Source organism: Micromonospora sp. NPDC049051 (assembly GCF_043197575.1).
Classification (GTDB): Bacteria; Actinomycetota; Actinomycetes; order Mycobacteriales; family Micromonosporaceae; genus Micromonospora.
Genome location: NZ_JBICTL010000005.1, coordinates 110,801 through 136,440, shown reverse-complemented (window position 1 = coordinate 136,440; position 25,640 = coordinate 110,801). Strand labels below are relative to the sequence as shown.

The window sequence follows — 25,640 nt, the reverse complement described above, 5'->3', positions numbered from 1 at the left end:
CCGCCGGCCGGCCCTGTTCCCCATCGAGTACGGACCGACGTGGCGGGCGGATCACCGCCGCGCGGAAATTCCCGCACCGGCGTCGAACCGACCGGCGCACGGATGCGTGGACGACGCGAACGCATTCACACATGCCCATGCATTGACAGCACTTGCAACGCGCTTGTAACCTTTCGGAAATTTTCAACATCTCCTGCAAGATCCCGGCAGCGCCGGTTCGCCACCGCCCCCACCCCTGTCAGGAGTCCTCCATGCAGAAACGTCGACGGTTGTCGGCGATCGTCGCCCTCGGCGCGATCGCCGGCCTGCTCGCTCCCGCCATCGCGACGGCGCCCCCGGCCGCCGCGGCCCGGCCGGCGGCAAGAAGGTGATCGCCAACCTCTTCGAGTGGAACTGGTCCTCGGTGGGCACCGAGTGCCGCACCACCCTCGGCCCCAAGGGCTACGGGTGGGTGCAGGTCTCGCCGCCCCAGGAGCACGTCCGGGGCTCGCAGTGGTGGCTGGCGTACCAGCCGGTCAGCTACCGCATCGAGTCGCGCAAGGGCACCCGCGCCCAGTTCAAGTCCATGGTCGACACCTGCCACGCGGCCGGGGTGAAGGTGGTCGTGGACGCCGTCGTCAACCACATGTCCGGGCAGGACAACGGCGGCACCGGCTGGGCCGGCTCGTCGTACGGGCACTACGACTACCCGGGGATCTACCAGACGCAGGACTTCCACCACTGCGGTCGCAACGGCGGCGACGACATCGCCAACTACAACGACCGGTGGGAGGTGCAGAACTGCGAGCTGGTCAACCTCGCCGACCTGAAGACCGAGTCGGACTACGTCCGTACGAAGATCGCCGGCTACCTCAACGACCTGCTCTCGCTCGGCGTCGACGGCTTCCGGATGGACGCCAGCAAGCACATGCCGGCCGCCGACATCGCCGCCATCAAGGGCAAACTGTCACGCTCGGCGTACATGGTGCAGGAGGTGATCCACGGCGCCGGTGAGCCGATCCAGCCGGGCGAGTACACCGGCAACGGCGACGTGCACGAGTTCCGCTACGGCAAGGACCTGGCCCGGGTCTTCCGCTCGGAGAAGCTCGCCTACCTGCGCAACTTCGGCGAGGGCTGGGGGCACCTGCCCAGCGCGTCGGCGGCCGTGTTCGTGGACAACCACGACACCCAGCGCGACGTCGGCGGGGTGCTGACCTACCGCGACCGGGGCATCTACGCGCTGGCCAACGCGTTCATGCTCGCCTGGCCGTACGGCTCCCCGACGGTGATGTCGAGCTACACGTACAGCCAGCGCGACCAGGGCCCGCCCTCGGACAGCTCCGGGCGCACCCTCAACGCCACCTGCTACTCCGGCTGGGAGTGCGAGCACCGCTGGCCGGTGATCGCCAACATGGTGGGCTTCCGCAACGCCACCGAAGGCGCCGGCGTCGTCAACTGGTACGACAACGGCAACAACCACATCGCCTTCGGCCGGGCCGGCAAGGGCTACGTCACGATCAACGACGAGGACTCCGCGGTGAACGGTCGGTCGTACCAGACCGGGCTGCCGGCCGGCCGCTACTGCGACGTCATCCACGGCACCTTCAGCAACGGAACGTGCAGCGGGCCGGTGATCACCGTGGACGGCAGCGGCTGGTTCGCCGCGAACGTGCCCGCCCACGACGCGATCGCCATCCACGTGGGCGCCCGGCTCAGCTGACGGTCGCCCCCGTCCGCCGCCCCGTCCCTGCCGACATTCCGCGGGGACGGGGTTTCGCCGTTCTTCACCCGTTACAGTTTGTTTGTGCGTTTTGACCGAATGAACCGGCGACACGTCCGGGCCCTGGCCGCCGTCGGCGTACCCCTGCTCCTGCTGGCGGCCGGGGCGACGGGCTGGGCGCTGACCCCCGGGGCCGCGCCCACCGCGCCGCCGGTCGTCGGGCCACCCGCGTCACCGACCCGCACCGCCCCGGCCGACGTGGCGCCGACGCCCGAGCGGGTGCCCGTCGCCGCACCCGCGCCGGACGACCTGCCGGTGGTCGACTACGGCCCGGCGCCCACCGGCTTCCCGGCCGACCCGGACACGATGGACACCGCGCCGCTGACCGAGGGCCTGCACCCGACCCGCCGCATCGCCGCCTACACCGCCCCCGGCGGTCGGCCGCTGGCGTTCCTCGACCCCACGATCAGCGGCGTCGAGCTGACCATGCCGGTCGCCCAGCGGCGGGCCGGCTGGACGGCGGTGCTGCTCCCGTCGGCCAACCGCACGCTCGCCTGGCTGCCGCCCGGCGGTCACACCACCGTGGCGCTGCCCGACCAGATCGTGGTGGAACGCAGGGCGCACCGCCTCACCTGGTACCGCGCCGGCCAGGCCGTGCGTACCTGGGAGGTCAGCCTCGGCCAGCGCGGCCAGGAGACCCCGCTGGGCCGGACCTTCATCCTGGGCCGCACCCCGCCGCCGCAGAGCGTGTACGGGGGCGTCGACATCTTCGCCCTCGGCTCGGTGCCCGACGACCCGGACTCGGTGCCGGCCGGCCTGCGCGGGGCGCACATCGGCATCCACAGCTGGTACCACGACGGCGAACTGGGCAAGAAGACCACCAACGGCTGCATCCGGCTCACGAAGAGCGGGCAGCGGGAACTGCTGGCCGAGGTGCGCCCCGGCACCGAGGTGGTGGTGGTCGACGAACTGCCGGCCCCACCCCCGACGGCCTGAGCGCACCCCGAACCACGCGCCGGCCGGGTCAGAGTGGCGCGACCCAGTACGGAGCGACGTCCATCCAGCCGTTGGCGCCGGCGCCGTGCTTCCGGCCGCTGCTGCCGGTGCTCAGGGTGTACCAGGCGTCCACGAAGTCCGGGTCGTCGGTGTACCAGGAGGCGGGCAGGGCGTCCAGGATCGCGTTGACCAGCGGGGTGTACGCGCCACCGTCCACGATCACCAGCAGAGCGTTGGCGATCGCCTTGACCAGCGCCGCGTAGTTGGTGTCGCCGTCGTCCTCCATCATGACCACGTCGGCCAGGTTGTACTTGTACGACGAGAAGTGCACCAGCAACTGGTTCGGGTAGTACGTGGTGCCGTCGTGGTCCAGGTACGGCATCTGCACCAGGTCGACCTTGACCTTGCCGTCCAGCCCGAACCCGGCCACGAGGTTGTAGATCTCGGCCGCGCCCTTGAGCCAGGGCTCCTTGTCGTCGCTGAGCCGGACGGCGTCGACCTTGGTGGCCCAGTAACCGGCCGAGGCCGTCACCCCGGCGGCGGAGGCACGGGACGCGGGCCGGGCCGGAGCCGCCCGGTCGATGCCCCGCGCGCCCAACTCCTGGCGCATCAGCGTCAGCCCCGCGGCGAGCGCGCGCTCGGTGTCCACGTCCACCACCAGCACCGGCCGCTGCGGCACCCGCGCGGTGTCCAGCACCACCGTGCCGCCGGAGCGATCGTAGGCGTGCACGCTCGTCGCCGAGTCGTCGGTCGGGGTGGCGACCACCAGCGGCGCCTCACCACGCGCCAGCGCCGCACGCATGTCCGGGTGGGCCAGCCGCAACCGCAGCAGCGAGCCGGTGCCGGCCGGCAGGCCCTTGGCGGTCAGCAGCCGCTGGTTGGCGGCGCGGAAGTCGCCGGCGAGCCGGCCGTCGACGCCGGCGGCGAGCAGGTCGACCGGGTCCTCGGCGGCGGACGCGCCCAGCCGGCCCAACTCGGACCGGTCGGCGACCGCCACCTGGCGGGCCACACCGTCGAGGATGCCGGACACCGGACCGCCGGCGACGGCCGCCGGCACCGGTGCGACGTGGTCGGGTCGGGCGTACGCCGGGGTGGCGACCGCCGCGGTCAGGGTGGCGACCGCGATGCCCAGCGACAGCACGGTGCGGCGAAGGGGAGGTGGGTTCACATGGACTCCTCTGCGTTCCCCGGCCGCCGCTCGTGACGGCGATCGAGAATTGACGACGATGCATACATGAATATATCTCTACTGGACCGTCGTCAATGAGGCCGCGAGTTCTCAGGCTGGCCGGCCGACCGCCTCCTCCCCGACCTGGATCGCGTCGACCGGGGAGACCTGGCGCGGCAGGGCGTGGGCCGGCCCGGCCAGCTTCCGCCACAGGAACTCCAGCGTCAGCGCCCAGACGAAGGCGCGCTGCTCGTTGTTGGCCGCCGCGCCGTGCCCACCCTCGACGTTCTCGTAGTAGGACACGTCGTGCCCGTGCTCGCGCAGCCGGGCCGCCATCTTGCGGGCGTGCCCGGGATGCACCCGGTCGTCGCGGGTCGAGGTGACGAGCAGGACCGGCGGGTACGCCCGGTCGCCGTCGACGTGGTGGTACGGCGAGTACCCGCGCAGGAACTCCCAGTCGGCCGCCACGTCCGGGTCGCCGTACTCGGCCATCCACGAGGCGCCGGCCAGCATCCGGTGGTACCGCCGCATGTCCAGCAGCGGCACGTGCGCGACGACCGCCCCGAAGAGGGTCGGGTAGCGGGTCAGCATCACCCCGGTCAGCAGCCCGCCGTTGCTGCCGCCCTCGACGCCGAGCAGTTCCGGCGTGGTGATGCCCCGCGCCACCAGGTCGGCCGCCACCGCCGCGAAGTCCTCGTACGCCCGGGGCCGGTTCTCCCGCAGCGCGGCGCGGTGCCACCCGGGGCCGTACTCCCCGCCGCCCCGGATGTTCGCCACCACGTAGGTGCCGCCCCGGGCCAGCCAGCCCCGCCCGAGGACCCCGCTGTAGTGCGGGGTCAGGGCAACCTCGAACCCGCCGTAGCCGGTGAGCAGCGTCGGGCCGGCGGGCGCGTCCGGGTCCCCCACCACGAAGTACGGCACCCGCGTGCCGTCGGCCGAGACGGCGAAGAACTGCCGTACCGCCAGGTTGCCCGCGTCGAAGTACGCCGGCGCCCGCCTGAGCGTCTCGACCGCGCCGCCGACCTGCCCGAGGCGCAGTGTCGCCGGCTGGAGGAACCCCTCCGAGGCGAGCAGGTAGGAGTCGTCGTTGTCCGGGTCGGTGTCCACGACCTCGCTGTGGTCGAACTCCGGCACCCCGGGCAGGCTCTCCCGCCGCCAGCCCTCCCCGTCGGGCGTCAGCACCTCCAGCCGGCTCTTCACGTCGACGAGGGTGGCCAGGATCAGCCGGTCCCGGGTCCAGGACCAGCCGCTCAGCGCCGTACGGTCGTCGGGGCGGAACAGCACCGTCATCTCCCGCTCCCCGGCGAGGAACGCGTCGAACCGGGTCGCCAGCAGGGCGCCCGCGGGATGCGTCACCCCGCCGACCTGCCACGGCGAGCGCGGCCGGACCAGCAGCCACTCCCGGTGCACGTCCCACCCGGCGTCCTCCGGCACGGCGATCCGGATCCGCTCGCCCGTTGCCGTGAGCAGGTGCTGCTCCGAGCGGTAGAAGTCCAGCCGGCGGCCCACGAAGTCGCGCGCGAAGCCGGGCGTCGGGTCGTGCGAGGCCCACACGGCGACGTCGTCGTCGCGCCCCTCGTGGACGATCTCGGCCTCGGCCAGCGGGGTGCCCCGCCGCCACCGCCTGACCACCCGGGGATAGCCCGAGGAGGTCAGCGAGCCGGGCCCGAAGTCGGTGGCGACGTAGACGTGGTCGGCGTCGATCCAGTCCACGTCACTCTTCGCCTCGGGCAGCGTGAAGCCGTCCGGGACGAAGACGCGGCGGTCGAGGTCGAACTCCCGCACCACGACCGCGTCGCCGCCGCCCCGGGAGAGGCTGACCAGGCAGCGCCCGTACCCGGGCCGCAGCACCGTCGCCCCGCCCCAGACCCAGTTCTCGCCCTCCTCGGCCGCCAACGCGTCAAGGTCGAGCAGCACGTCCCACTCCGGCTCCGGCCGGCGGTACTGCTCGAGCGTCGTCCGCCGCCAGACCCCGCGCGGGTGCGTCGCGTCGGTCCAGAAGTTGTAGTAGAGGTGGTCCCCGCGCCACCCGGGGTAGGGGATGCGGTCCTCCGCGTCGAGCACCTGCCGGATCTCGGCCCGCAGGGCCGCGAACCCCGCTCCGCCGGTCAGGGCGGTCACGGTCTCCGCGTTGCGGTCCCGCACCCACCGCGCGGCGTCCGCGCCATCAAGATCTTCCAGCCAGAGGTACGGGTCGTCGGTCTCCACGGTCTGCCTCGCCACCCCGTCACTATCCCCGACGGGAGACCCGCGCCCGAGGCGGGTCGCCTGTCGGCATGGCGACGCGGCGGGCGGCCGGGGAACCGGAGCACCGCGGCGGCTGCGGAGCGGGGTGCCGCTGGCAGCCCGTACGCATGGCCGAGCCGCGACGGGTCCCCGCCGGACCCGCCGCGGCTCGACGGCGGTGCAGAGGCCCGGCCCGCTACAGGCCGAGGTAGGCGGCGATGCCGGCGGCGTGCCCGCGGGCGGTCGCGGTGATGAAGGCGGCGCGCTTGAGCAGGTCCGCGTTGGCCACGGTGTCGATGAACAGGTTCTCGGTCAGCACGGCGGGCATCGCGGTCTCGCGCAGCACGTGGAAGTTGGCCGTCTTCAGGCCGCGGTCGGTGACCGAGGCGACGGTGCGCATGTTCGACAGGACCCGGGAGTGGACGGCGCTGTGCAGGGCGCTACCGGTGCCCGGGTAGCGGTAGCTCTCGAAGCCGGTGCCGCCGCCGGAGTTGATGTGGATGCTGACGAAGATCGTGGCGCCCCACGCGTTGGCGTCGCTCGACCGGTAGGAGAGGCTGCGGGTGATGTCCGTGGTGCGCGACATCCGCACGTCGACGCTGTAGTTGGCCTTCAGGATGTCCCGGGTCTGGAGCGCGATGCTGAGGGTCAGGGCCTTCTCGGTCAGGCCGTTGCCGACGGCGCCGGGGTCGGTGCCGCCGTGCCCGGGGTCGAGGTAGACCTTCGGGACCGCCGCCTGCGCGGTTCCGGCCGCCGCGAACGGAGCCACGACGAGACCCGCGGCGGCGGCCAGCAGGGTACGACGGCGCGCTGAGGAGTTACTGATCACGAGCACCTCTCCACAGAAAGTAGGGTGCCGGGGAGGCCGCCGTGGGCCGCCCGATGCCCGTACGGGCTGGCACGGCGTCACTGTAATACATGTAAATATGTAAATAAATACCGTCGGACGGCTTGACAGACCCCCGGCGATCGACGAGCCTGGGCATCGCTCCACCCGGCACCGCCTCGATCCACTCGTTCCGCCGGCCGGAAAGACTGCTCCGGCCCGCGCTGGCATGGGCGGGGCTGTCGCGGGTAGTACGCGAACATGAGGGCGAGTTTCCGGCTCGGCCGGATCGCGGGCGTACCGGTCGGGGTCAACTGGAGCGTCCTGGTCATCTTCGCGCTGATCGCCTGGGGGCTGTCGGCCAACCAGTTCCCCCGGGCCTACCCGGGGCGGTCCGTCGCCCTGTACGTCCTGGCGGGGCTCGCCGCGGCGGTGGTCTTCTTCCTCGGCCTGCTCGCCCACGAGGTCTCGCACGCGATCGTCGCCAAGCGCAACGGGCTGGAGGTCGGCGGAATCACCCTGTGGCTCTTCGGCGGGGTGGCCGAGCTGCGCGGCGAGGCGCGCGACCCGGGCGCGGAACTGCGCATCGCCGGCATCGGCCCGTTGGTGAGCCTGCTCATCGGGTTCTTCTTCGGCGCGATCGCCGTGGTGCTCGCCCTGGCCGGGGTGCGGGGGCTGCTGATGGGCTCACTCGCCTGGCTGGCCGGCATCAACATCCTGCTGGCGGTCTTCAACGCGCTGCCGGCCGCCCCGCTGGACGGCGGACGGCTCCTGCGGGCGGCGGTCTGGAAGGCGACCGGCGACCGGACGAAGGCGTCCGTCGTCGCCGCGCGGGCCGGCTGGGTGCTCGGCGCGGTGCTGATCGGGCTGGGACTGTGGCAGTTCCTGGCCGGCGTCGGCTTCGGCGGGCTGTGGCTCGCCCTGATCGGCTGGTTCCTGATCGGCGCCGCCGGCCTGGAGGAGCGGCAGGCCCGGATGGGCAGCGCGCTGCGTGGGATCCGGGTGGCCGACGTGATGACGCCGCAGCCGCAGACCGCGTCGGGGCAGATGACGGTGGGCGACTTCGTCGACCACTACCTCTTCGCGTACCGGCACACGGCGCTGCCGCTGACCGAGGACGACCGGCCCGTCGGCCTGGTCACCCTCGACCGGGTACGCGGCATCCCGGCGGAGCGCCGGGCCGCCACCACGCTCGCCGAGGTGGCCTGCCGCGCCGACGAGCTGGTGCTCGCCCGGCCGGACGAGCCGCTGAACGAGCTGCTCCCCCGGCTCAGCGAGTGCGCCGACGGCCGGGCGCTGGTGGTGGCCGACGGCCGGCTGGTCGGGATCGTCTCGCCCAGCGACATCAGCCGGGCCGTGCAGCGCGGCAGCCTCCGCGAGCAGCTGGAGGCCGGCCGTCCCGGTCGCTAGTCGCGCGGAAGGTAGTGGTCGAGCAGGTCGGTGCGGAACGTGCCGGCCGGGTCGAGCCGGCGGGCCAGGTCGAGGAAGTCGGCGTACCGGGGCCAGGCCGCGGCGAGGGCCGCCGGGGCGAGGCCGAACACCTTCCCCCAGTGCGGGCGCGGCGCGAACGGCGCGAGCCGCTGCTCCACCGCCGCCACCACCGGCAGCACCGCCGCTGCGTCGGCGATCCAGGTGAAGTGGATGGCGAGGCTGTCCCGCCCATGGTTCGGGCTGAGCCACAGTCCGTCGCCGGCCACCGCCCGCAGCTCGCAGACCTGGAGCACCGGCGCGATCAGGTGCGCCACCGGGTCCAGCGCGGCCAGCGCCGCCGTCGCCGAGCCGCGCGGCACGTGGTACTCCGACTGCAACTCCGCCCCGCTGCTGGGGGTGAAGCCGAGCTGGAAGTGCGGCAGCCGTTCGTGCCACGGGCCAGGTTCACCGAGCTGCGGGGTGCAGTTGCGCGCCGGCATGCCCGGCACCGGGTGCCGTGGCTCCTCGGCCGCCGTCGTGTCGAGCCAGTCCGCCGGCAGCGGCTCCGCGTCCGCGCGCTGCTTCACCCACACCTCCCGCAGCCGGGGCGAGCGCCAGTCGGTGAAGACGCTGACGCTGTACGCCGAGGCGAACGCCGCGTCCAGCGCCGCCCGGGGCAGGCCGAGGCGGACGTGCTGGCGGAGCTCGAAGGTCGGCACGACGTCGAGGGTGACCCGGGTGACCACGCCCAGCGCGCCCAGCGAGACGACCATCCCGGCGAAGGTGTCCCCGTCGGCCGCCCGGTCCACCGCCAGCAGGTCGCCCTCGGCGGTGACCAGTTCCAGACCGGCGACCGCGCTGGCCAGGTTGCCGAGCGTCTCACCCGAGCCGTGGGTGCCGGTGGCGACCGCCCCGGCGACCGAGATGTGCGGCAGCGAGGCGAGGTTGGCCAGGGCGTACCCGCGCGCGTGCAGCCAGGTCGCGAGGTCCCCGTACCGCGTGGCGGCCGGCACGGTGACGGTCCGGCGGTCCGGGTCGAGCGCGACGGCTGCGGGCAGCCCGGCCAGCGAGACCAGGTCGCCGGTGGTGTCGCCGAGACGGTTGAACGAGTGACCGGTGCCCACCACCCGGAGGCGTTCGCTGCCCGCCACGAGCCGGCGCAGCTCGTCCAGGGACGAGGGGCGGTGGTGGCGGCGGGCGGCGTAGCGGACGTTGCCCGCCCAGTTGCGCCGTGGCGTGGCCTCGGCGGTGCTGCCGGCGTGCGGCGGTCGGTGGGTGGGTCGCTGCGGTCGCATGTCGTACCCCCGATCGGCCCCGTGGTCGTCGGACGCGTCGTCCGACGACCACCGGTGGGCGGAAGTTGGATCGACAGGGCACGGTTACCCCGCCGTCGTCCGGGAACCCTACGCCGATGAGCAGCCATCGCGATCCCGCCCCGTGGGGCGACGTGTTCCCCTCGGCGGAGGAGATCGACCCGACCGGCACCGGACTGGAGTCGTCGGGCCCGGTGCGGGCGAGCACCACGCCCGGTCCCCGGCCGACGCCGTCGCCGCCGCCGCGCCCGTCGCCCCCGCCGCGCCCGGTGCCCCATCCGGGGCCGGCACCCCGCGCGGGCGACGCCTGACGACGCCCGGCGGCGGGCTACTCCTGACGACGCCCGGTAGCGGGCGCCGCCGGGCGCGCCACGGCCGGACGGCCGCCGCCCGTCGCGGCTCGGCCGCCCCGTCGACCTGACGCGCCCGGACGGCTCCGGCGGGCCGCCCGGGGCTCAGAGCTGGGGCTTCACCTCGGCCGCGACCAGCTCCAGGTGGTCGAGGTCGGCCAGGTCGAGCACCTGGAGGTAGAGCCGCTCGCTGCCGATCTCGGCGTACCGGCCGATCTTGTCGACGATCTCGGCGGGGGTGCCCGCGAGGCCGTTCTCGCGCAGCTCGTCCGGTTCCCGCCCGATCGCGGCGGCCCGTCGTGCCACCTCGGCGTCGTCCCGCCCGCAGCAGAGCACCAGGGCGTTGGACCAGCGCAGCTCGCCCGGGTCGCGGCCGATCTGCGCGCAGGCGGCCCGGACCCGGTCGAACTGGGCGACCGAGTCCTCGACCGAGACGAACGGCAGGTTGAACTCGTCGGCGTACCGGGCGGCCAGGCGCGGGGTGCGCTTCGGGCCCATGCCGCCGAGCAGGATCGGCGGGCGCGGGTCCTGCACCGGCTTCGGCAGGGCGGGCGAGCCGCTGACCGGGTAGTACGTCCCGGTGAAGTCGAACGTCCCGCCGGGCGGCGTCGCCCAGAGCCCGGTGACGACGGCGAGCTGCTCCTCCAGCCGGTCGAAGCGCTCCCCCAGCGACGGGAACGGGATCCCGTACGCGGTGTGCTCCTCGGCGTACCACCCGGTGCCGATGCCCAGCTCCACCCGGCCGCCGCTCATCTGGTCGACCTGGGCGACGGTGATGGCCAGCGGGCCGGGCAGCCGGAAGGTGGCGGCGGTCATGAGCGTGCCCAGCCGGATCCGCCGGGTGTCCCGGGCCAGGCCGGCGAGGGTCGTCCACGCGTCCGTCGGGCCGGGGTCGCCGCTCACCGCACCCATCTTCAGGTAGTGGTCGGAGCGGAAGAACGCGCCGTAGCCGGCCTCCTCCGCGCAGCGCGCCACGGCGAGCAGGTCGTCGTACGTCGCACCCTGCTGAGGTTCGGTGAAGATCCGCAGTTCCATGCTTCGAGCATAGGGAGCCGCCCGGACCGGCGCGCCGATCCGGCCCCCGCCCCAAGGCCCGGCTCCCGCAGCGCGGCCGGCGGGGGCCCGCCGGTGCGGCGGGCGGCCCCGGGCGAAGTGGCGGGCATCCGATAGCGGCGGCCGTGGCATCCGGCACGTCGCGGGGTCCAGAGTGGAGCCAAGCGTACGAGATGAGGAGAGGCCCATGGAGGACCAGCACCGGGACCAGCTGATCGGGGCGGTGGACGCGCTGCTGCCGGAGGTGTCCCGCCGCGCCGGGGAGATCGAGGCGGGCCGGGAACTCCCCGCCGAGCTGCTCGACTCGCTGCGGGCGGCCGGCTGCTTCCGGATGTTCGTGCCCCGCAGCCACGGCGGGTACGAGGCGGACCTGCGCACCGGGCTGCGGGTGCTGGAGACGCTGGCGCGGGCCGACGGCTCCACCGGGTGGACCGTGATGATCGGCGCCGAGACGCCGCACCTGCTGGCGATGCTGTCCCGCGACCGCTTCGACAAGGTCTACGCCGACGGGCCGGACGTGGTGGTCGGGGGCGGGTTCGCCCCGCAGGGACGCGCCGAGCAGGTCGACGGCGGATTCCGCGTCACCGGCCGGTGGGCGTTCGCGAGCGGTTCCCGGCACGCCGACTGGATCTTCGGCAACTGCGTCCTGACCGAGGGCGGAACGCCGCTGTCCGGGCCGGCGGGCGCTCCGCCGGCCGTACGCTCCATGCTCTTCCCGGCCGCCCGGGTCACCGTGCACGACACCTGGCACGTGCTGGGCCTACGCGGCACCGGCAGCCACGACGTGGAGGTGACGGACGCCTTCTGCCCCGTGGAGGAGAGCTTCGACCTGTTCACCGGCGTGCCCTGCGTACCGGGGCCGGGCTTCGTGGCGCCGCTGGTCCACTTCGTGCTGCACCTCGGCGCGGTGGCGGTCGGCATCGCGCAGGGCGCGCTGGACGACATGGTCACGCTGCTCGACGGCGGGCGGCAACGGCTCTACGCGCGGCAGTCGCTCGCCGACTCGCCGGCCTTCCGCCTCCAGCTGGGCCGCGCCGACCTGGACGTACGCGCGGCCCGGGCGCTGCTGCGGGACCTGGCCGACGAGCTCTGGGCCGCCTGCGCCACCGACCCGGCGGCGATTCCCGCGCTGCACCCGCGGATCTCCGCCGCGCTGCCCTGGGTGACGGAGCGGGCCGTCGCCGCGGTCGACACCTGCTACCGGGCGGCCGGCGGCGGGGCGGCCCGCGACTCGTCGCCGTTGCAGCGGCGGTTCCGCGACATCCACACGTTCAGCCAGCACGCGGCGGCGGCCGAGGGCTGGCTCGCCAACAACGGCGCGCGGGTGCTCGGCCGGCCGGTGGAGCTGGCCTACTGACGCCGCGACGGGCGCTCGGCCGGGCCCGCCTGGCCGAGCGCCTTCCGGGCGGCCTCGCCCATGGGGTCGTCCCGGGTGGGCAGCTGCCGGATGAACGGCACCAACTGCTCCCCGAAGACGCCGTACAGCCGGCGCAGCTCCCGCGCCGGGTCCGCGGCGTCGTCGGCCCGCAGGTCCCACAGCGGGTACGGCTGATCGCCGATCACCGTGACGGTCGCCGACCGCGCGCCGTCGCGGTCGCCGCCGGCGTGCTCGCCGGCCTCGATCGCCCGCACGAGCCGCTCCACGAGGTCGAGGTCCCGGCTGTCCTCGAACGCCCGGATGACCTCCGCGAGGGTTTCCGGGCCCTCCAGCCGGTTGCCCTGCACCGCGTAACCCGGCCCCGTGCGGTGCCCCGCCCAGTCCAACGTGCGGGAGCCGGTGAAGGCGTACGAACGGCCCTGGCCGTCGACCATGCCGACCTGCCGCACCTCCCGACCCGGGTCCCGGGCCAGCAGCTCGGTCACGACGTCCTGCGGCGAGCGGCCCTCGGCGAGCATCGGCAGGCCGTCGTAGGCCAGGAACGGGTTGTGCGTGGCCTGCGTCGCCACGGCACCGCCACCGGGGCGGACGTGGGCGACCAGCTTGCCGACTCCGGGCGTGGCCGTCAGCGCGCCCACCCCGAGCTGGCCGGTACGCGGACATCGTGCGGCGATCGAGAACGTCACGGTGGGCTGGTACCCGGCCGGGCGTCCGGCATGCCCGCTGTGACTAGACGTACGGCCGGGTGGCGTACGCCGCCTTCAGCGCGGCCAGCCCCGTCGACTTCGGCGACAGGGTGCCCCAGCCGGAGTTGAAGTAGTTGGTCCACGCGATCCGGGGACCCCGCTCGGCGTTGAGCTGGGCGATGGCGGCCGGCACGGTGGCGATCCAGGCCGCCTGGTCCGGCACCTCCGCCACCCGTACGCCCCACTCGGCGATGATCACCGGCCGGGAGCGGGCGACGGGTCCGAGGTCGGCCACCGCCCAGTCCTTCGCCCGGCGGAACCGGTCCAGCGCCGTGTGGGTGGGGCTGGTGGCGTAGACGTTCCACTGGAGGAAGTCGAGCTTGGCCATCAGCTCCTCGGGATGGGTACGCAGGAAGCAGGCCTTGTCGAAGCCGCCCACCCCCACGGAGAACGTCGTGCCGGCGGGGAGCTGGCGGGCCCTGAACCAGTTCACGATGTAGGTCATCGCCTGCACGGCGCGGGCGTCCGACTGCGCCCACGTGTAGGTGACGCCGGACTCGGTGGTGCCGAACTCGTGGTCGGTGTCCAGCTCGGAGGCGAGCTGGATGTTCACCCCGAAACCCATGTTCCGGTACTGGGACAGCGCGCGGGCGAACAGCCCGTCGCAGTGCCCGGCCAGGACCTGGCTGTAGCCGTACGCCCGGGGCCAGGTCGTGCCGGGGCGCTGCTGGATGGTCATCGCGGGCGCCGGGACGGTGTGGCTGACGCCGTCCACGGTGAAGGTCTGCGGCCCGACGGCGGCGCCGTAGTACTTCAGCTCCAGCACCATGTTCACCCGCACCCCGGCCTTGCCGAGGCTGATCAGCCACGGCCGCTGGTAACCGGGGAAGGTGAAGCCGTCGGCGAAGCTGCGGTACTGGGTCAGCGAGCGGAAGTTCCCGCCGGCCATGTCGGCCGTCGGGTCGGCGTTGCCGGAGAGGTAGTAGCCGCCCAGCACCGGCGGCGCGATCGCGTAGTCGGCGGTGGCGGTGGCGGTCTGCCCGCCCCTGTCGCGCGCTGTGACCGTGACCCGGGGCATCACGCCACCGCCCGGTAGACGGCGACCGACCCGTTGTCCGACGCCCTGTTCCAGGTACGGCCGGAGTCGTCGGTCACGGTGATGGTGAGCGGGTCGACGACGGCCGTGACCTTGACCGGGGCGCTGCTGTTGCCCTGCGCGTCGGTGACCACGACGGTCACGGTCACCGGCCTGGTGTCGGCGTCGGCGTAGGTGACGGTCAGGACCATCTGGTCGCCGGGTGAGTAGGTGGAGGCGTTCAGGGAGGCGGTGGCGGTGGGAGCTGCCATTGCCGGTTCCTCTCGTACTCGGCCACCGGAGCGACCGGCTCGTGGCCACGGCCGGCCCCGGCTGGGGAGGATGGACGACCGGTCCGCCGGGCACGCGCCGGCGTGGGCCCGGGACAGGTCGTGGGTACGGCTCACCGGCCGGCGCTCTGCTCGGGGGTCGGCGCGCGGCTGCGGTGACTGCCGGAATGGGGACGTCGCTGTCGGTGTCGGTGAGGCGGCACCAGCCCGGGCATCCGGGAACGGTGGCTGCCGGAGCGCGGCCTCGCGGTGTGCGGGCGGCCGGCGCTGCGCTACGCCGGGGCCGTCGCGGGGCCGGGCTCGGTGATGGCGGTGTCGGCGGGGACGGTGCTGTCCCCGCCGGGCCCGAGGGATGGGATGTGGCCCGCCATCCTCACGCCTCTCACCTGCTACAACAGTGCGCCGGAAGAGAGGCCGACGTCCTGTCCGCTATCAGACGGAGTACGCAGCACCAGGACTCTTGCGCCATCTCGGGTGATATGCCGGGTGAGTACGCTTCGCCTTCCGTCCGCGTCAACTCGGTGCTGACCGGTCCCACTGGTTCCCCACTGGCCCGCCCGCGTCGGCGACCGGACCGCCGAGGAGGGGTGCGGCCGCACCGCTTTCGGGGCCGACGCGCGGCGCGCCCGGTGCGGACGGGGCGGCGGTGCGACCGGAGTCGGCCGTACAGTGTGCCGACCGTTCGATCGAGGAGGGGTGTCGTGACCCAGCCACCAGCGGTGCCGGGGCCCCCGGGTCCCGCCGACCCGCCCGAAGGCACCGGTGACGACGCCGGGACCCCGACGCCGTACCTGCTCGTCATGCCGTCCACCGAGGGCGCGCCACCGCCGATGGTGTGGCCCGGGGCGGAGGGTGCCCCCGCCTGGGCGATCCCCGTGAGCATCCCGGCCGGGACGCCGGGGTACGCCGTGTTCATCCCGCTGGTGCCGGCCACCCCGGCACAGCAGCCCCCGGCGCCGTCCGGCATCGTCCCCGCCGCCAGGCAGCCCGAGGCGACCGCGCCGGCACCGACGCCCGTCGGCGAGCCGGGGAGGGGAATCCCGACGCCCGTCGTCGAGCCGGGGAGGAGCATCCCGACGCAGCAGGGTCCGGTGGCGGCGGATGCCGCGTCGCCCGACGCCGTCAGCTCTCCGTCGCCCGACGCCGACGCGACACCGACCGCCTCCGCCTCCTCGGTATCCGCCCCGGAAACGCCCGAGACGGAGACACCCGACACGGAAACGTCCGACACCGGCGCGACCGGCACCGGGGCCACCGACGATTCGACGCCCGACGCCGAGACGCCCTCCACCCCGGCGACCGGCACGGTCACACCGACCGCCGCCGGAGCACCGACCGCCGCCGGAAGACCGGCCGCCGGGACAGCGGGAACCGGGACAGCCGTCGCCACTCCTGCGCGCACCCTCCAGCAGCCCGCCGAGCCGCTGCCGGCGCCGTACCGGATCGGGGTGCCGGCCGGCGCTCCGACGCCGTACCGGCCCTACCAGCCGATCCCGCGCCCGCCGTCGTTCCTCGACACGCGTTGGCCGGGGCCGGCGCCCGCCCGGGACCGGGCCGTACCAGCCGCGATCCTCGCCGGAGCGCTGGGGCTGGCGTTCTTCGTACCGCTCACCCGTACCGGCATCGGCTGGTTCCTCGGCTGGCTCGCCCTGACCGTCGCGGTGGTCTTCGCGGTCCGGCGGACGGGCGCGGAACTGCCGCGCGCCGACCGGTTGATCCGTGCCGGCTGGGCGGGCGCGTCCCTGGCGCTGCTGGCGGTCCTGGCCTTCCGCAACGCCTGGTGGCTGGTGACGTTCTGCGTGCTCGGCGCGCTCGCCTGCGCGGCCCTCGCGATCGTGGGCGGCCGGCTCGTCCGCTCGATCCTGTTCAGCCTGGTGGCGGCGCCGTTCGCGGCGTTCCGGGGGCAGCCGTGGGTACGCGCCCACCTCCAGGCCCCGGCGAACCCGGGCCTGGTCCGTCGCGTCGTCGGCTCGGCTGCGGCCACCCTGGCCGCGCTGATCGTCTTCGGCGCGCTGCTGTCCTCGGCCGACGGCGCCTTCTCGGTGATGCTCGGCGAGCTGATTCCCGAGGTCAACGTCGGCACGGTGTTCCGCTGGATCTTCCTCGCCGCCGTGGGTGGGCTCTGTGCCGTGGCCGCCGTCTACACGCTGGCCGCGCCGCCCGACCTGTCGACGGTGGACCGGCCCGGCACCCGCCGCTTCGGCATCGTGGAGTGGGCGCCGGTCATCAGCGCCCTGACGCTGCTGTTCGGCGGCTTCGTGGCGGTGCAGTTCACCGTCCTGTTCGGCGGGCAGCGACACGTGCTGCGCACCGCCGGCCTCAGCTACGCCGAGTACGCGCGCAGCGGGTTCTGGCAGCTCGTCGTCGTCACCCTGCTGACGCTGGCGGTGCTCGGCGCGGTGGCCCGCTGGGCGCGGCGGGACACCGCTGTCGAGCGGCACCTGCTGCGGATCCTGCTGGGCCTGCTCAGCGCCCTCAGCTTCGTCATCGTGGTGTCGGCGCTGTCCCGGATGTACACGTACCAGAAGGTCTACAGCTTCACCGGCGAGCGGCTCTTCGTGATGGCGTTCGAGCTGCTGCTCGGCACCGTGTTCCTGATGATCCTGTTGGCCGGGATCCGCTGGCGCGGAGCCTGGATCCCCGGCACGACCGTGGCGCTCGCCGTGGTGATGCTGCTGGGCCTGGCCGTGCTCAACCCCGAGGACTACGCGGCCCGCCGCAACATCGCCCGGTACGAGCAGACGGGGAAGATCGACGCCTGGTACCTGCGGGCGCTCTCGGCGGACGCGACGCCGGCCCTGGTCGACCTGCCCGACCCGGTGCGGCGCTGCACGCTGAGCTGGATCGCCGAGGATCTCGAGGAGCCGGACCCCTGGTACGCCTGGAACCTCGGTCGGGTCCGGGCGCGTGCGGCGCTCGACCGGGCCGGGCCGGGCGCGGTCGGCGGTCCCCGCGACTGCCGGGCCGCCGACCAGTTCGACCTGCCGAAGAGCCGCCGCTGACAGGTCCGCCGTCCCCGGGCGTGGAGCGCGTCGAGGTCGCCGTGCCGGTCGACCAGGTCCGGGGACGGCGGGACTGCCCTGCCGGTGGGGCCGGGTGCGTCCACCGGGTGCCGGTCGGGTCACCAGGGCTCGGGGATGCCCACCGCGAGGCAGCGTCGGGTGCCGGGGACCGGCTGGTAGCAGGCGGACGCCTCCAGGTTGTTGGTCAGGTCGGCGCGGGAGAAGGACGTGCTGCCGCCGTTGACGCAGGTGCCGCCGCTGGTGGACACCCCGCCGGTGACCTTGGCCGTGGCGCAGCCGACCGTCGCGGCGGTCTTCTCCACCGTGTTCAGCGAGGAGCGCTGGTCCGTGTACTGGTGGACGCCGTAGCCGGTCAGCCGGACGCCGGGCAGCGTGCCGGCGTACTGGTAGGCGGTGGGGTGGTAGTAGCTCCACGAGCCCGACCAGCCGCTGCCGGAGGGCAGCGCGAGCGCCGGCGAGGCGGGCAGCAGTGCGGCGGCCAGCGCGGCGACCAGGGCCGCGAACAGCGTCGTGCGGGTCGACCGCCATCGGAAACGGGCCTTCATCGGTCCTCCGATCTCCACGACGGGCAGGACACCCGGCGTCACGGATCAGGTTGACCGAGGACGTCGGCGGCGAGTACCGCTGCGTCCCGAAGCGGACAGCCGGACGCCGCGCGGGCGGGCGCGATCAGGGACGCGACGTACGCCGCCTGCGGGGCCGGTTCGCAGCGGCCTGACTCGATCGGCCAGACTCGGTCGTACCCCCGTGTCCGCCCGACAGCCGCCGCGCGCCGGCGGTACCCCTAGTCCGATGGTTGGAGCGCATGTCCCACACCCTCCTCGTCTGGCTGGTCGGCGGCGTCGTGCTGGTGGGCGCGGGTTTCGCGACGACCCTGCTGCCCACGTGGCGGGCCCGGGGGCAGGAGCAGCGGACCGCCTGGTCCGCAGCCCGCGCGGCCATCGACAGCGCGGCCGTCAGCCGGGACGCGACGGCGGCCCGGGTGGTTGAGGCCGAGCGCCTGCTGGCCCGTGCCGAGTCGATCGCCGCCGCGCGCGGCGGGACGTCCGCGGCCCGGGCGGCGGCGGAACACGCCAGGGAGGCCGACCGGTTGTGGCGGACCCATCAGTGAAGACCCGCCGGCACCACCGCTACGAGCTGCTGCGCTGGACGCTCCTCGGCGTCGCCGTGGTCGTCCTGGTGGTGTTCCTCGCCGCGCAGCGGCAGAGCGTCGACGTCAGCTACGGCCGGTCGCCGGCGGCCACGGTGAAGCTCGACGAGGGATCGGCCGGTGAGCTGAGCGACGCGAGCGTGCCCTCGGTGGCCGAGATGACCGCGCTGGTGGCCGCCGAGCCCGTGGTGCGGCTTCCCGGCGCGATCGCGCGCTGGGACGAGCAGCGGGTCCGCGAGGTGGCCGGCGACGGGTCCGTCCGGATCCTGGTCGCGCCGCCCGGGCTCGACGAGGACGAACGCGAGCGGGTACGGGACGTGGAGAACGCGACCGTGCGGGTGATCGGCACCGAGGTCAGCGGCGGTCTCTACCAGGCCGTACCCGACGACCTGCCCGGCTGGCGGGCGCAGTTCGCCACCGCCGACGTCACGGGCCAGCTGGTGGCGCTGATCGCCAAGCTGCGGGACGCGCCCAGCCCGGCCGACCAGGACGGGCTCCGGTGGCGCGAGCCGACCGGGCGGGAGCTGGCCGCCGTCGCCGCCGACCTGCGGTCCACCGGCCTGCACCTCGGCGCGGGGGCCACGCTGACCCGCGTCCCCGGCGGGGCCGCGCGCAACGCCTTTCCGGACGGCGCCCGGTACGTGGCGCTGCCCGCGCAGCCGTTCGGCGAGCCGGTGCCCCGGTACGGGCCGGCGCTGGCCGAGCTGTTCCCGGGCACGCCGATCGTCGTGATGTACGGCCTCTGGATCGAGTACCACGGTCCGGCGGCGGACGAGTTCGCGGAGCTGGCCGGGGCGAGCTTCTACGGCCAGTTCGGCGGCCGGCTGAGCCGGTACGACTACCCCCAGGGCAACGTGCTGACGGCCTGGCTGAACCGCGTCACCGACCTGCGCTACTCGGGGGTGTTCGACCGTCCGCTGCCGTACCGGCCGATCGATCCGCTGCGGGTGGCGCTGCCCGCCCTGCCGTGGATCTTCGCGGGCTGCGTGGCGACGTTCCTGATCCTGTCGGTCCGGGCGCTGCGCCGGCCCGACGGCGTGGGGGTGCGACGGGGCGACCCGGGACGGGGTGGCACGCCCGCCCGGCTGGCCGGCCTCACCGCGCTCGCCGTCGAGATGTCCCTGCTCACCGACAGCCGCAGCAACCCGGCCCTGACCAGGGGCATCGTCAAGCTCCAGGCGGCCCGTGCCGCGCTGGACGGGAAACTGCCGGACCGCCACGTGCGTACGCTGCTGCACGAGGCGTCCGACGAGTTGGACGACGCGGCCCGGACGCTGGGCGTCGCCAGCTACCGCCCGGACCTCTACCTTCGGGGCAGGCTGTCGTGAAACGGTCCGTACGCCGACGCCTCGGTGACCTGTTCGGCACGCCCTTCGGCATCGCCGTCCTGGCCTGCCTGGTGCTGGCCGGCTGGGCGCTGTGGACCGGCGGGGCGCTCGACGGTCCGATCGCCCGGCAGGTGCGCTCCTCGTCCGTGTACGTCGCCCCGGGCGTCGACCTGGACCGCGCGGCGGCCGAGCGGATCATCGGCAACCGCCGGCTGGTCGTGCTGATGCTGGAGCCGGGCGCCGACCTCAGGCGGGGCTGCCGCCAGGTCGAGCGCGCAGCCGACGGGACCGTCGTGCTGGTGATGAGCCGCGACTCCGACGAGTACGACACCTACGGCTGCGCGCTGCTGCCCGGGCGCGACGACGGGAACTTCGGCCGGGCCTTCGTGGCGGAGATGACCATCAGCCGGGGCGTCGACACCTTCGCCGACCGCCCGCTGGAGGCGCTGAAGGTCGTCACCGTCAACTACGACCTGCTGGTGAAGGCCGGCACCGTCCCCGACGGCGCGCGGACCATCAGCCCGTCGCTGCCCCGCTTCCTGCTCGCCGCCGCCGCGATCGGGGCCGTCGTCGCCGGGGCGACGGTGCTCTGGGTCGGTGGCCGCCGGGCGGGCCGGCTCGCCGACGCCCGGCGCCGCCGCCGCGACGAGCACGCCGACGCCCGGAGCGCGCTGGGCGCCGCGACGGCCGTGCTGGCCCAGCAGATCATCGACCTGGACGAGCGGTACGCGCGGGCGGCGCGCCAGGCCTACGTCAGCGACGCCGAGGCGGCGTTCGGTAGGAGGTACCTGGAACTGACCTCGGACCAGGCCGCGCTGCTCGACCGGGTCGCCACCGTGGACGCGGCCGACGAGTCCGCCGTACGCAGGCTGGTCGACCGCGTCGACGCGTTGAGCCGGCGGGCGTCGGCGCTCACCGGGCCGCCGGCCTGATCGGCACCGTCGAGCAGGTCCCCGACGTCGGGATCCCCCGGCGCGGAGCCGGGGCTGCGGCTGCTCCCGCTCCCGCACCCCGGCTCCGCGCGGGGGCGCCGTCACGGCGTCGTCAGGGCGAACCGGCGCACCGTCACCGCGCCGCCCGACGACTGGGTGGCGTAGTTGAAGATGCCGAACCGGTATCCCATGAAGAACTGCCATGCGTTGTTGAGGGTCAGCGCGTTGCCCAGCGGGACGAAGGTGACCCCGTCGGTGCTGTACGAGAACCGCGCCTGGCGGCCCGAGCCGGGCCGGACGTCGGCGTTGGCCCGCAACCAGATCCGCCCGCCGGAGACCGGGGCGCTGGCGATCTCGGTTCCGGTGCCGGTGGTGTTCCAGTTGTCGGTACCCATGGTCAGGCCGTTGGTCATGACCACGCGGGCAGCCCCGTTGTCCCGCTTGATGCCGATCCACGCCGAGGTGTCACGCAGCATCGCCAACCCGGCCCGGTCGCCGTCACGCATCGTGGAGTAGTCGAGTTCGATGGTGCCCGTCGAGGTCGGACCCTGGATCCGGTGGGTCAAGGTGTTGCGCGCCCGGTAGAGGTCGTTGGTCACCGACGCGGTCTGCAGGCGCAGCCCGTCGTTCACCGACCACCGGCTGTTGTCCGGGTTGTGGTTCCACTCGTACTGGACGCCGAGGGTGGTGCCGGGGAAGGTGTCGGTCCCGGTCAGTGGTTTGACGGGACGCAACGGCAGCGGGTTCGGGTAGTTGACGCCCCAGGAACCGTTGACCGTCTGCACCTGGGGCCAACCGTCGCTGGTCCAGGTGATCGGGGCCAGCGTCGGCATCCGGCCGCCGGGGTACGCGTCGGTGAACGCCATGTAGTACCAGGCGCCGTTCTGGGTCTGCACCAGCCCGCCCTGGTGCGGCACCCCACCGCCGGCGATCGGGCCCGGCATGTTGAGCAGCACCTGTCGCTGCTCGTACGGGCCGAACGGGCCGTTGGTCGACTTCAGCACGTACTGGCCGTTGGCCGGGCGGGTGAGCCAGATGTAGTACGCGCCGTTGCGCTTGTAGAAGCGCGCCCCCTCCAGCGTGCCGATGTTCGACGGCGTCTGGTACACCTGCTGGGCCCGCACCTGGGTGCGCCCGTCGGCCGACAACTGGGCCACGCTGATCGTGCCGTTGCCGTACGCGACGTACATGGTGTCGTTGTCGTCGATCAGCATCCCGGCGTCGTAGTAGCAGTTGGGGATCGTGGTGTGCCGGCTCCACGCACCGTCGACGGCGGAGGCGGTGTAGATGTGCGTCTGGGCGAAGTCGATGCAGCCGGCCCAGTAGAAGGTCCGGTTGCTCGGCCGGTAGTTCAGCGTGGACGCCCAGATGCCGTCGACGTATCCGTGGCTGCCGTTGGCCATGTCGTACTTCGTGCCGAAGTCCAGCCGGGGCACCGAGTGCCCGGCGAACTCCCAGTTCACCAGGTCCCACGACCGCAGCACGGGGGCACCGGGCGAGTAGTGCATGGTGGAGGCCGACATGTAGTAGACGTCGCCGACCCGGATGATGTCGACGTCGGCGAAGTCCTGCCAGACGACCGGGTTGGTGAAGGTGCCGCCGGGGTTGCCACCGTCGCCGACGCGGACCAACTGCCACTGCTGATGGCTGCCGTTGAAGTCGTCGTACTGCACGATGTTGCCGCCGTCAGCGGTGGAGGCGTTCTGCACCTCGACCACCTTGTTCGAGTTCCGGTTGATCAACCGCACGTACCCGTCGGCTGAGTCCGCCAGCCGGAACTGCTGGTTCGTCCCGTTGCCGTCGCTCCACTGCACGATGCTCGCGCCGTTGGCCGTGGAGAAGTTGTACACGTCGAGCACCTTGCCCGAGTGCCGGGACTTCAACCGGTAGTACCCGCCGCCGGAGTCGACGAACTGCCACTGCTGCCCGTTGCCGTTGTTGCGCGACCACTGCGTGATCCGCGCCCCGTCGTTCGTGGCCCCGTTGTACAGGTCCAGCACCTTGCCACTGTTGCGGTTCACCAACACGTACCACGCATTGGTGTCCACCGTCGCCGCCGAAGCCGGCGTCGGGGACACCGCGAAGAGGGCGCCTCCCACCAGCACCGCCACCACGGCGGCGGCAACCCGGGACAACCACTGGGGGCGCCTTGACGCAGCCCCGGCCGAACCACCGACGAAAACCATGATCCTCCTTAGGACTCGGCCGGAAGCGGAGCCGGCCGGCCACGCGGTCGTCTCAGCCACCAGACGTCCGGCGATTCCGATCCACCGCGCGTCGTGTTCGACGACGAGACGGCGCACCCGTGGGACAGGGGCGCAGCCTGGACCAGCTCTCCCGGGAGTGGTCGTCGCAAGATTGTTAGCGCTAACATTCGAGGCCGCTTGATGCCCACACAAACGACCCGTGACCCCGAGTTCCCTGAACCCGATCCGCAGGAGCCGAACCGAGGACTGCCCGTATTCCTCGTCCCACCTGACTCCACAAGCGTTTCGAGTATTGAACGAAACAGTTTCGTTGGCAAGCCGGGACGGGGCGCAAACATCGATGACCTTGCCGACGAACATCGCCCACGTGAGGCGAGCGGCCGAGCCCTCACCGGCCAAGAAAGCCGTCCGGGCCGCCCACGCACCGCCAGTGTCGCCCACGGCACCTAGGGACGCCGGGCACCCACCGACCCGGGCGCACGGACAGCCACGCCGCCCGGACCGCCACCGGCGGACCGTCCAGGCGGAGGCTCACCACCCGGCGAATGAGCGGACCACCGCGACTTGACGAACGACATGTTATCGCTCACAGTCGATGGCCAGGGACGGCACTCGGGGCTTACCGGGCGAGCCTGCGTCGTCACCGTCGAATACGCCGTGCGCCGGGCATGCGGACGTCGCAACCGTGCCCGCCGTCCGATGCCGTCGGCGGTAGTTCACGCTGGGCCGTTTCCCCGGCTGAGGGAGACGGCATCGAACTTCACCTTCCACGTAGGAGAGTCTCGTGAAGAAACGCAGGGTGACCAGTGCCGCCCTGGTGTCGGCTGGCGCTGTCGTGCTCGCCTCGACCGCGGTCGCCGGGGCACTGCCTGCCGGGGCCGCCTCCGCCGGCTGCTCGGTGGACCACACGATCTCGTCGCAATGGCCGGGCGGCTTCGGCGCCAACGTCGTCATCACCAATCTCGGTGATCCACTCACCAGTTGGACGCTGACCTGGAGCTACAGTGCCGGCCAGACCGTCACGCAGGCCTGGAACACGGCTCTCACCCAGAGCGGTACCGCGGTCACCGCCAGGAACGTCAGCCACAACGGCGCCATCCCGACGAACGGCACCACCTCGTTCGGCTTCAACGGCTCGTGGGCCGGCAGCAACCCCGATCCCACCGACTTCGCCCTGAACGGGGTGGCCTGCACCGGCGGCACGGCTCCGACCACCCCGCCGACCACGCCACCGTCCACCACGCCTCCCCCCAGCGGGCCGGCGGACATCACCGTCAACGGCACGACCAGATACCAGACGATCGACGGGTTCGGGGCCGCCACCCCGATCTGGGGTGGCACCTGGTCGGCAGCCGAGACGCAGACCCTGGTCGGGATGGGCGCCAACCAGCTGGGCCTGTCGATCGTGCGTACCGGTATCTCGCCGGTCTCCGGTGAGTGGCCGACACAGGTGAACGCCCTGAAGACGGCGAAGTCGTACGGGTCGGGTGTGAAGATCCTCGGATCGCCGTGGACAGCGCCGGCAGCGTGGAAGACCAACAACAGTCGGACCAACGGCGGCAAGTTGAAGACCGACTACTACGACGACTACGCGAACCACCTGAACGGCTATGTCCAGTACATGCGTGGCCAGGGGGTGACGGTCGATGTCACCTCGGTGCAGAACGAGCCGGACTGGCACCCGAACTACGACTCGATGGACTGGAGCGGCACCGAGCTGCGGAACTTCGTTCGCGACCAGGGCACGAAGGTGCAGAACACCAGGCTGATGGTCGCCGAGGCGGTGAACCTGAACTACGACTACACCGACCCGACGCTCAACGACACGACCGCCCGGAACAACATCGGCTACATCGGCGGGCACCTGTACGGCACCGAGGACTCCGGTCGACTGAAGCCGTACGCCCTGGCCAGCCAGCACAACAAGCCGGTGTGGATGACCGAGTGGAACCACCACGAGGCCGACGGCAGTGGCTCCAACATCTGGGGTGATCCGGGCAACCAGGCGGTCTGGAACGAGACGCTCGACGACATCATGCGCACGGTGCACAAGTCGATGGAGGCGAACTGGAGTGCCTACATCTGGTGGTACGGCAAGCGGTACTACTCCTTCATCGGCGACGGAGAGTCCGCCTACGGCACGACCGCCGGTGCTCCGCTCAAGCGCGGGTACGCGTTCTCGCAGTACGCCAAGTACGTCCGCCCCGGCTACCAGCGGGTCGCCCTGACCAAGAGCTCCAAGGCCGCACCGCTGGAGGTCACCGCGTACCAGGGCGACGGCAAGATCACGCTGGTGATCCTCAACCGCTCGGCGAGCGCGGTCGACGGTGCCGTGATCCAGGCACCGCAGAACGTGACGAGGGCGGAGCACTACCTCACCTCGCAGAATGCCAATGCGGCCGGTCGACCGACCAGCGTGAACGGAGGACAGGTCAGAGTCGACGTCGCCGCACGCAGCATCTCCACGGTCGTGCTCACCCTCTGAAGGTGCCGCACCGCGCCCGTCGCGTCGGGCGCCGTCCCTCCGCAG

20 protein-coding genes are annotated in these 25,640 nt (G+C 73.1%); 10 read left to right on the top strand and 10 right to left on the bottom strand.

Annotated elements, in window-relative coordinates:
- Window positions 1-367: 367 nt before the first annotated feature.
- A complete protein-coding gene (locus ACGFIR_RS21775) occupies window positions 368-1,699 on the top strand; it encodes an alpha-amylase family protein (protein ID WP_393146787.1) in 1,332 nt (443 codons plus the stop codon).
- 84 nt (window positions 1,700-1,783) lie between these two features.
- A complete protein-coding gene (locus ACGFIR_RS21770; protein WP_393146784.1) occupies window positions 1,784-2,695 on the top strand; it encodes a L,D-transpeptidase family protein in 912 nt (303 codons plus the stop codon).
- Between the two features lie 28 nt (window positions 2,696-2,723).
- Here the strand turns inward: ACGFIR_RS21770 and ACGFIR_RS21765 are convergent, their stop codons facing one another.
- The 3 genes from ACGFIR_RS21765 to ACGFIR_RS21755 all read right to left on the bottom strand — a co-directional run bounded on the left by ACGFIR_RS21765 (window position 2,724) and on the right by ACGFIR_RS21755 (window position 6,918).
- Window positions 2,724-3,863, bottom strand: coding sequence for a DUF3103 family protein (locus ACGFIR_RS21765; protein WP_393146782.1), 1,140 nt, complete (start codon window positions 3,861-3,863; stop codon window positions 2,724-2,726).
- Window positions 3,864-3,974: 111 nt separating this feature from the next.
- Complete coding sequence (locus ACGFIR_RS21760) at window positions 3,975-6,086, bottom strand: prolyl oligopeptidase family protein (RefSeq protein ID WP_393146780.1); 2,112 nt, start codon at window positions 6,084-6,086, stop codon at window positions 3,975-3,977.
- A 199-nt stretch (window positions 6,087-6,285) separates the two neighbouring features.
- On the bottom strand, window positions 6,286-6,918 hold the full coding sequence (locus tag ACGFIR_RS21755) for an N-acetylmuramoyl-L-alanine amidase (protein WP_393146778.1): 633 nt from the start codon (window positions 6,916-6,918) through the stop codon (window positions 6,286-6,288).
- A 258-nt stretch (window positions 6,919-7,176) separates the two neighbouring features.
- Here ACGFIR_RS21755 and ACGFIR_RS21750 point away from each other — a divergent pair, with 258 nt between their 5' ends.
- On the top strand, window positions 7,177-8,325 hold the full coding sequence (locus tag ACGFIR_RS21750; protein WP_393001733.1) for a site-2 protease family protein: 1,149 nt from the start codon (window positions 7,177-7,179) through the stop codon (window positions 8,323-8,325).
- Here the strand turns inward: ACGFIR_RS21750 and ACGFIR_RS21745 are convergent.
- Window positions 8,322-9,620 carry an FAD-binding protein gene (locus tag ACGFIR_RS21745; RefSeq protein ID WP_393146776.1) on the bottom strand — a complete coding sequence of 433 codons (1,299 nt, stop codon included), beginning with the start codon at window positions 9,618-9,620 and terminating at the stop codon, window positions 8,322-8,324. The genes ACGFIR_RS21750 and ACGFIR_RS21745 overlap by 4 nt on opposite strands.
- A gap of 116 nt (window positions 9,621-9,736) precedes the next feature.
- Between ACGFIR_RS21745 and ACGFIR_RS21740 the strand changes: the two genes are divergently transcribed.
- On the top strand, window positions 9,737-9,949 hold the full coding sequence (locus tag ACGFIR_RS21740; protein WP_393146774.1) for a hypothetical protein: 213 nt from the start codon (window positions 9,737-9,739) through the stop codon (window positions 9,947-9,949).
- A 144-nt stretch (window positions 9,950-10,093) separates the two neighbouring features.
- Here the strand turns inward: ACGFIR_RS21740 and ACGFIR_RS21735 are convergent, their stop codons facing one another.
- Complete coding sequence (locus tag ACGFIR_RS21735) at window positions 10,094-11,023, bottom strand: LLM class F420-dependent oxidoreductase (RefSeq protein ID WP_393001727.1); 930 nt, start codon at window positions 11,021-11,023, stop codon at window positions 10,094-10,096.
- A gap of 205 nt (window positions 11,024-11,228) precedes the next feature.
- On the opposite strand from ACGFIR_RS21735, the gene ACGFIR_RS21730 reads away from it, so the two are divergent.
- Window positions 11,229-12,398: an acyl-CoA dehydrogenase family protein gene (locus tag ACGFIR_RS21730; protein ID WP_393146772.1), complete on the top strand. Its 1,170-nt coding sequence runs from the start codon at window positions 11,229-11,231 to the stop codon at window positions 12,396-12,398.
- On the opposite strand, the gene ACGFIR_RS21725 is transcribed toward ACGFIR_RS21730, so the two are convergent.
- Genes ACGFIR_RS21725 through ACGFIR_RS21715 form a run of 3 tightly spaced genes read right to left on the bottom strand, consistent with a single transcriptional unit; the run spans window position 12,392 to window position 14,452 of the window.
- The gene (locus tag ACGFIR_RS21725; protein ID WP_393146770.1) at window positions 12,392-13,105 is read right to left on the bottom strand and encodes a DUF1028 domain-containing protein; all 714 of its coding nucleotides are present in this window, start codon (window positions 13,103-13,105) and stop codon (window positions 12,392-12,394) included. The two genes, ACGFIR_RS21730 and ACGFIR_RS21725, sit on opposite strands and share 7 nt — an antisense overlap.
- A 43-nt stretch (window positions 13,106-13,148) precedes the next feature.
- Window positions 13,149-14,183 carry a hypothetical protein gene (locus ACGFIR_RS21720; protein WP_393146768.1) on the bottom strand — a complete coding sequence of 345 codons (1,035 nt, stop codon included), beginning with the start codon at window positions 14,181-14,183 and terminating at the stop codon, window positions 13,149-13,151.
- Window positions 14,183-14,452: a hypothetical protein gene (locus tag ACGFIR_RS21715; RefSeq protein WP_393001719.1), complete on the bottom strand. Its 270-nt coding sequence runs from the start codon at window positions 14,450-14,452 to the stop codon at window positions 14,183-14,185. Before ACGFIR_RS21715 ends, ACGFIR_RS21720 begins: the two co-directional genes overlap by 1 nt.
- 719 nt (window positions 14,453-15,171) lie before the next feature.
- Between ACGFIR_RS21715 and ACGFIR_RS21710 the strand changes: the two genes are divergently transcribed.
- Window positions 15,172-17,472 carry a DUF4153 domain-containing protein gene (locus tag ACGFIR_RS21710; protein ID WP_393146766.1) on the top strand — a complete coding sequence of 767 codons (2,301 nt, stop codon included), beginning with the start codon at window positions 15,172-15,174 and terminating at the stop codon, window positions 17,470-17,472.
- 119 nt (window positions 17,473-17,591) lie between these two features.
- Here ACGFIR_RS21710 and ACGFIR_RS21705 read toward each other — a convergent pair whose 3' ends face one another.
- Window positions 17,592-18,038, bottom strand: coding sequence for a hypothetical protein (locus tag ACGFIR_RS21705; RefSeq protein ID WP_393001715.1), 447 nt, complete (start codon window positions 18,036-18,038; stop codon window positions 17,592-17,594).
- Window positions 18,039-18,298: 260 nt separating this feature from the next.
- On the opposite strand from ACGFIR_RS21705, the gene ACGFIR_RS21700 reads away from it, so the two are divergent.
- From ACGFIR_RS21700 to ACGFIR_RS21690, 3 genes are read left to right on the top strand one after another with little or no spacing between them, the layout of a single operon-like run.
- Window positions 18,299-18,604 (top strand): DUF6403 family protein, encoded by a 306-nt coding sequence (locus ACGFIR_RS21700; RefSeq protein ID WP_393146764.1) that lies wholly within the window; start codon window positions 18,299-18,301, stop codon window positions 18,602-18,604.
- Complete coding sequence (locus ACGFIR_RS21695; RefSeq protein WP_393146762.1) at window positions 18,586-19,971, top strand: hypothetical protein; 1,386 nt, start codon at window positions 18,586-18,588, stop codon at window positions 19,969-19,971. The genes ACGFIR_RS21700 and ACGFIR_RS21695 overlap by 19 nt, the downstream gene beginning before the upstream one ends.
- On the top strand, window positions 19,968-20,903 hold the full coding sequence (locus tag ACGFIR_RS21690; RefSeq protein WP_393146760.1) for a hypothetical protein: 936 nt from the start codon (window positions 19,968-19,970) through the stop codon (window positions 20,901-20,903). The genes ACGFIR_RS21695 and ACGFIR_RS21690 overlap by 4 nt, the downstream gene beginning before the upstream one ends.
- A gap of 101 nt (window positions 20,904-21,004) precedes the next feature.
- Here the strand turns inward: ACGFIR_RS21690 and ACGFIR_RS21685 are convergent, their stop codons facing one another.
- Window positions 21,005-23,089, bottom strand: coding sequence for an RICIN domain-containing protein (locus ACGFIR_RS21685; RefSeq protein ID WP_393001707.1), 2,085 nt, complete (start codon window positions 23,087-23,089; stop codon window positions 21,005-21,007).
- 805 nt (window positions 23,090-23,894) lie between these two features.
- On the opposite strand from ACGFIR_RS21685, the gene ACGFIR_RS21680 reads away from it, so the two are divergent.
- Window positions 23,895-25,595 carry a cellulose binding domain-containing protein gene (locus ACGFIR_RS21680; protein WP_393001705.1) on the top strand — a complete coding sequence of 567 codons (1,701 nt, stop codon included), beginning with the start codon at window positions 23,895-23,897 and terminating at the stop codon, window positions 25,593-25,595.
- Window positions 25,596-25,640: the final 45 nt, after the last annotated feature.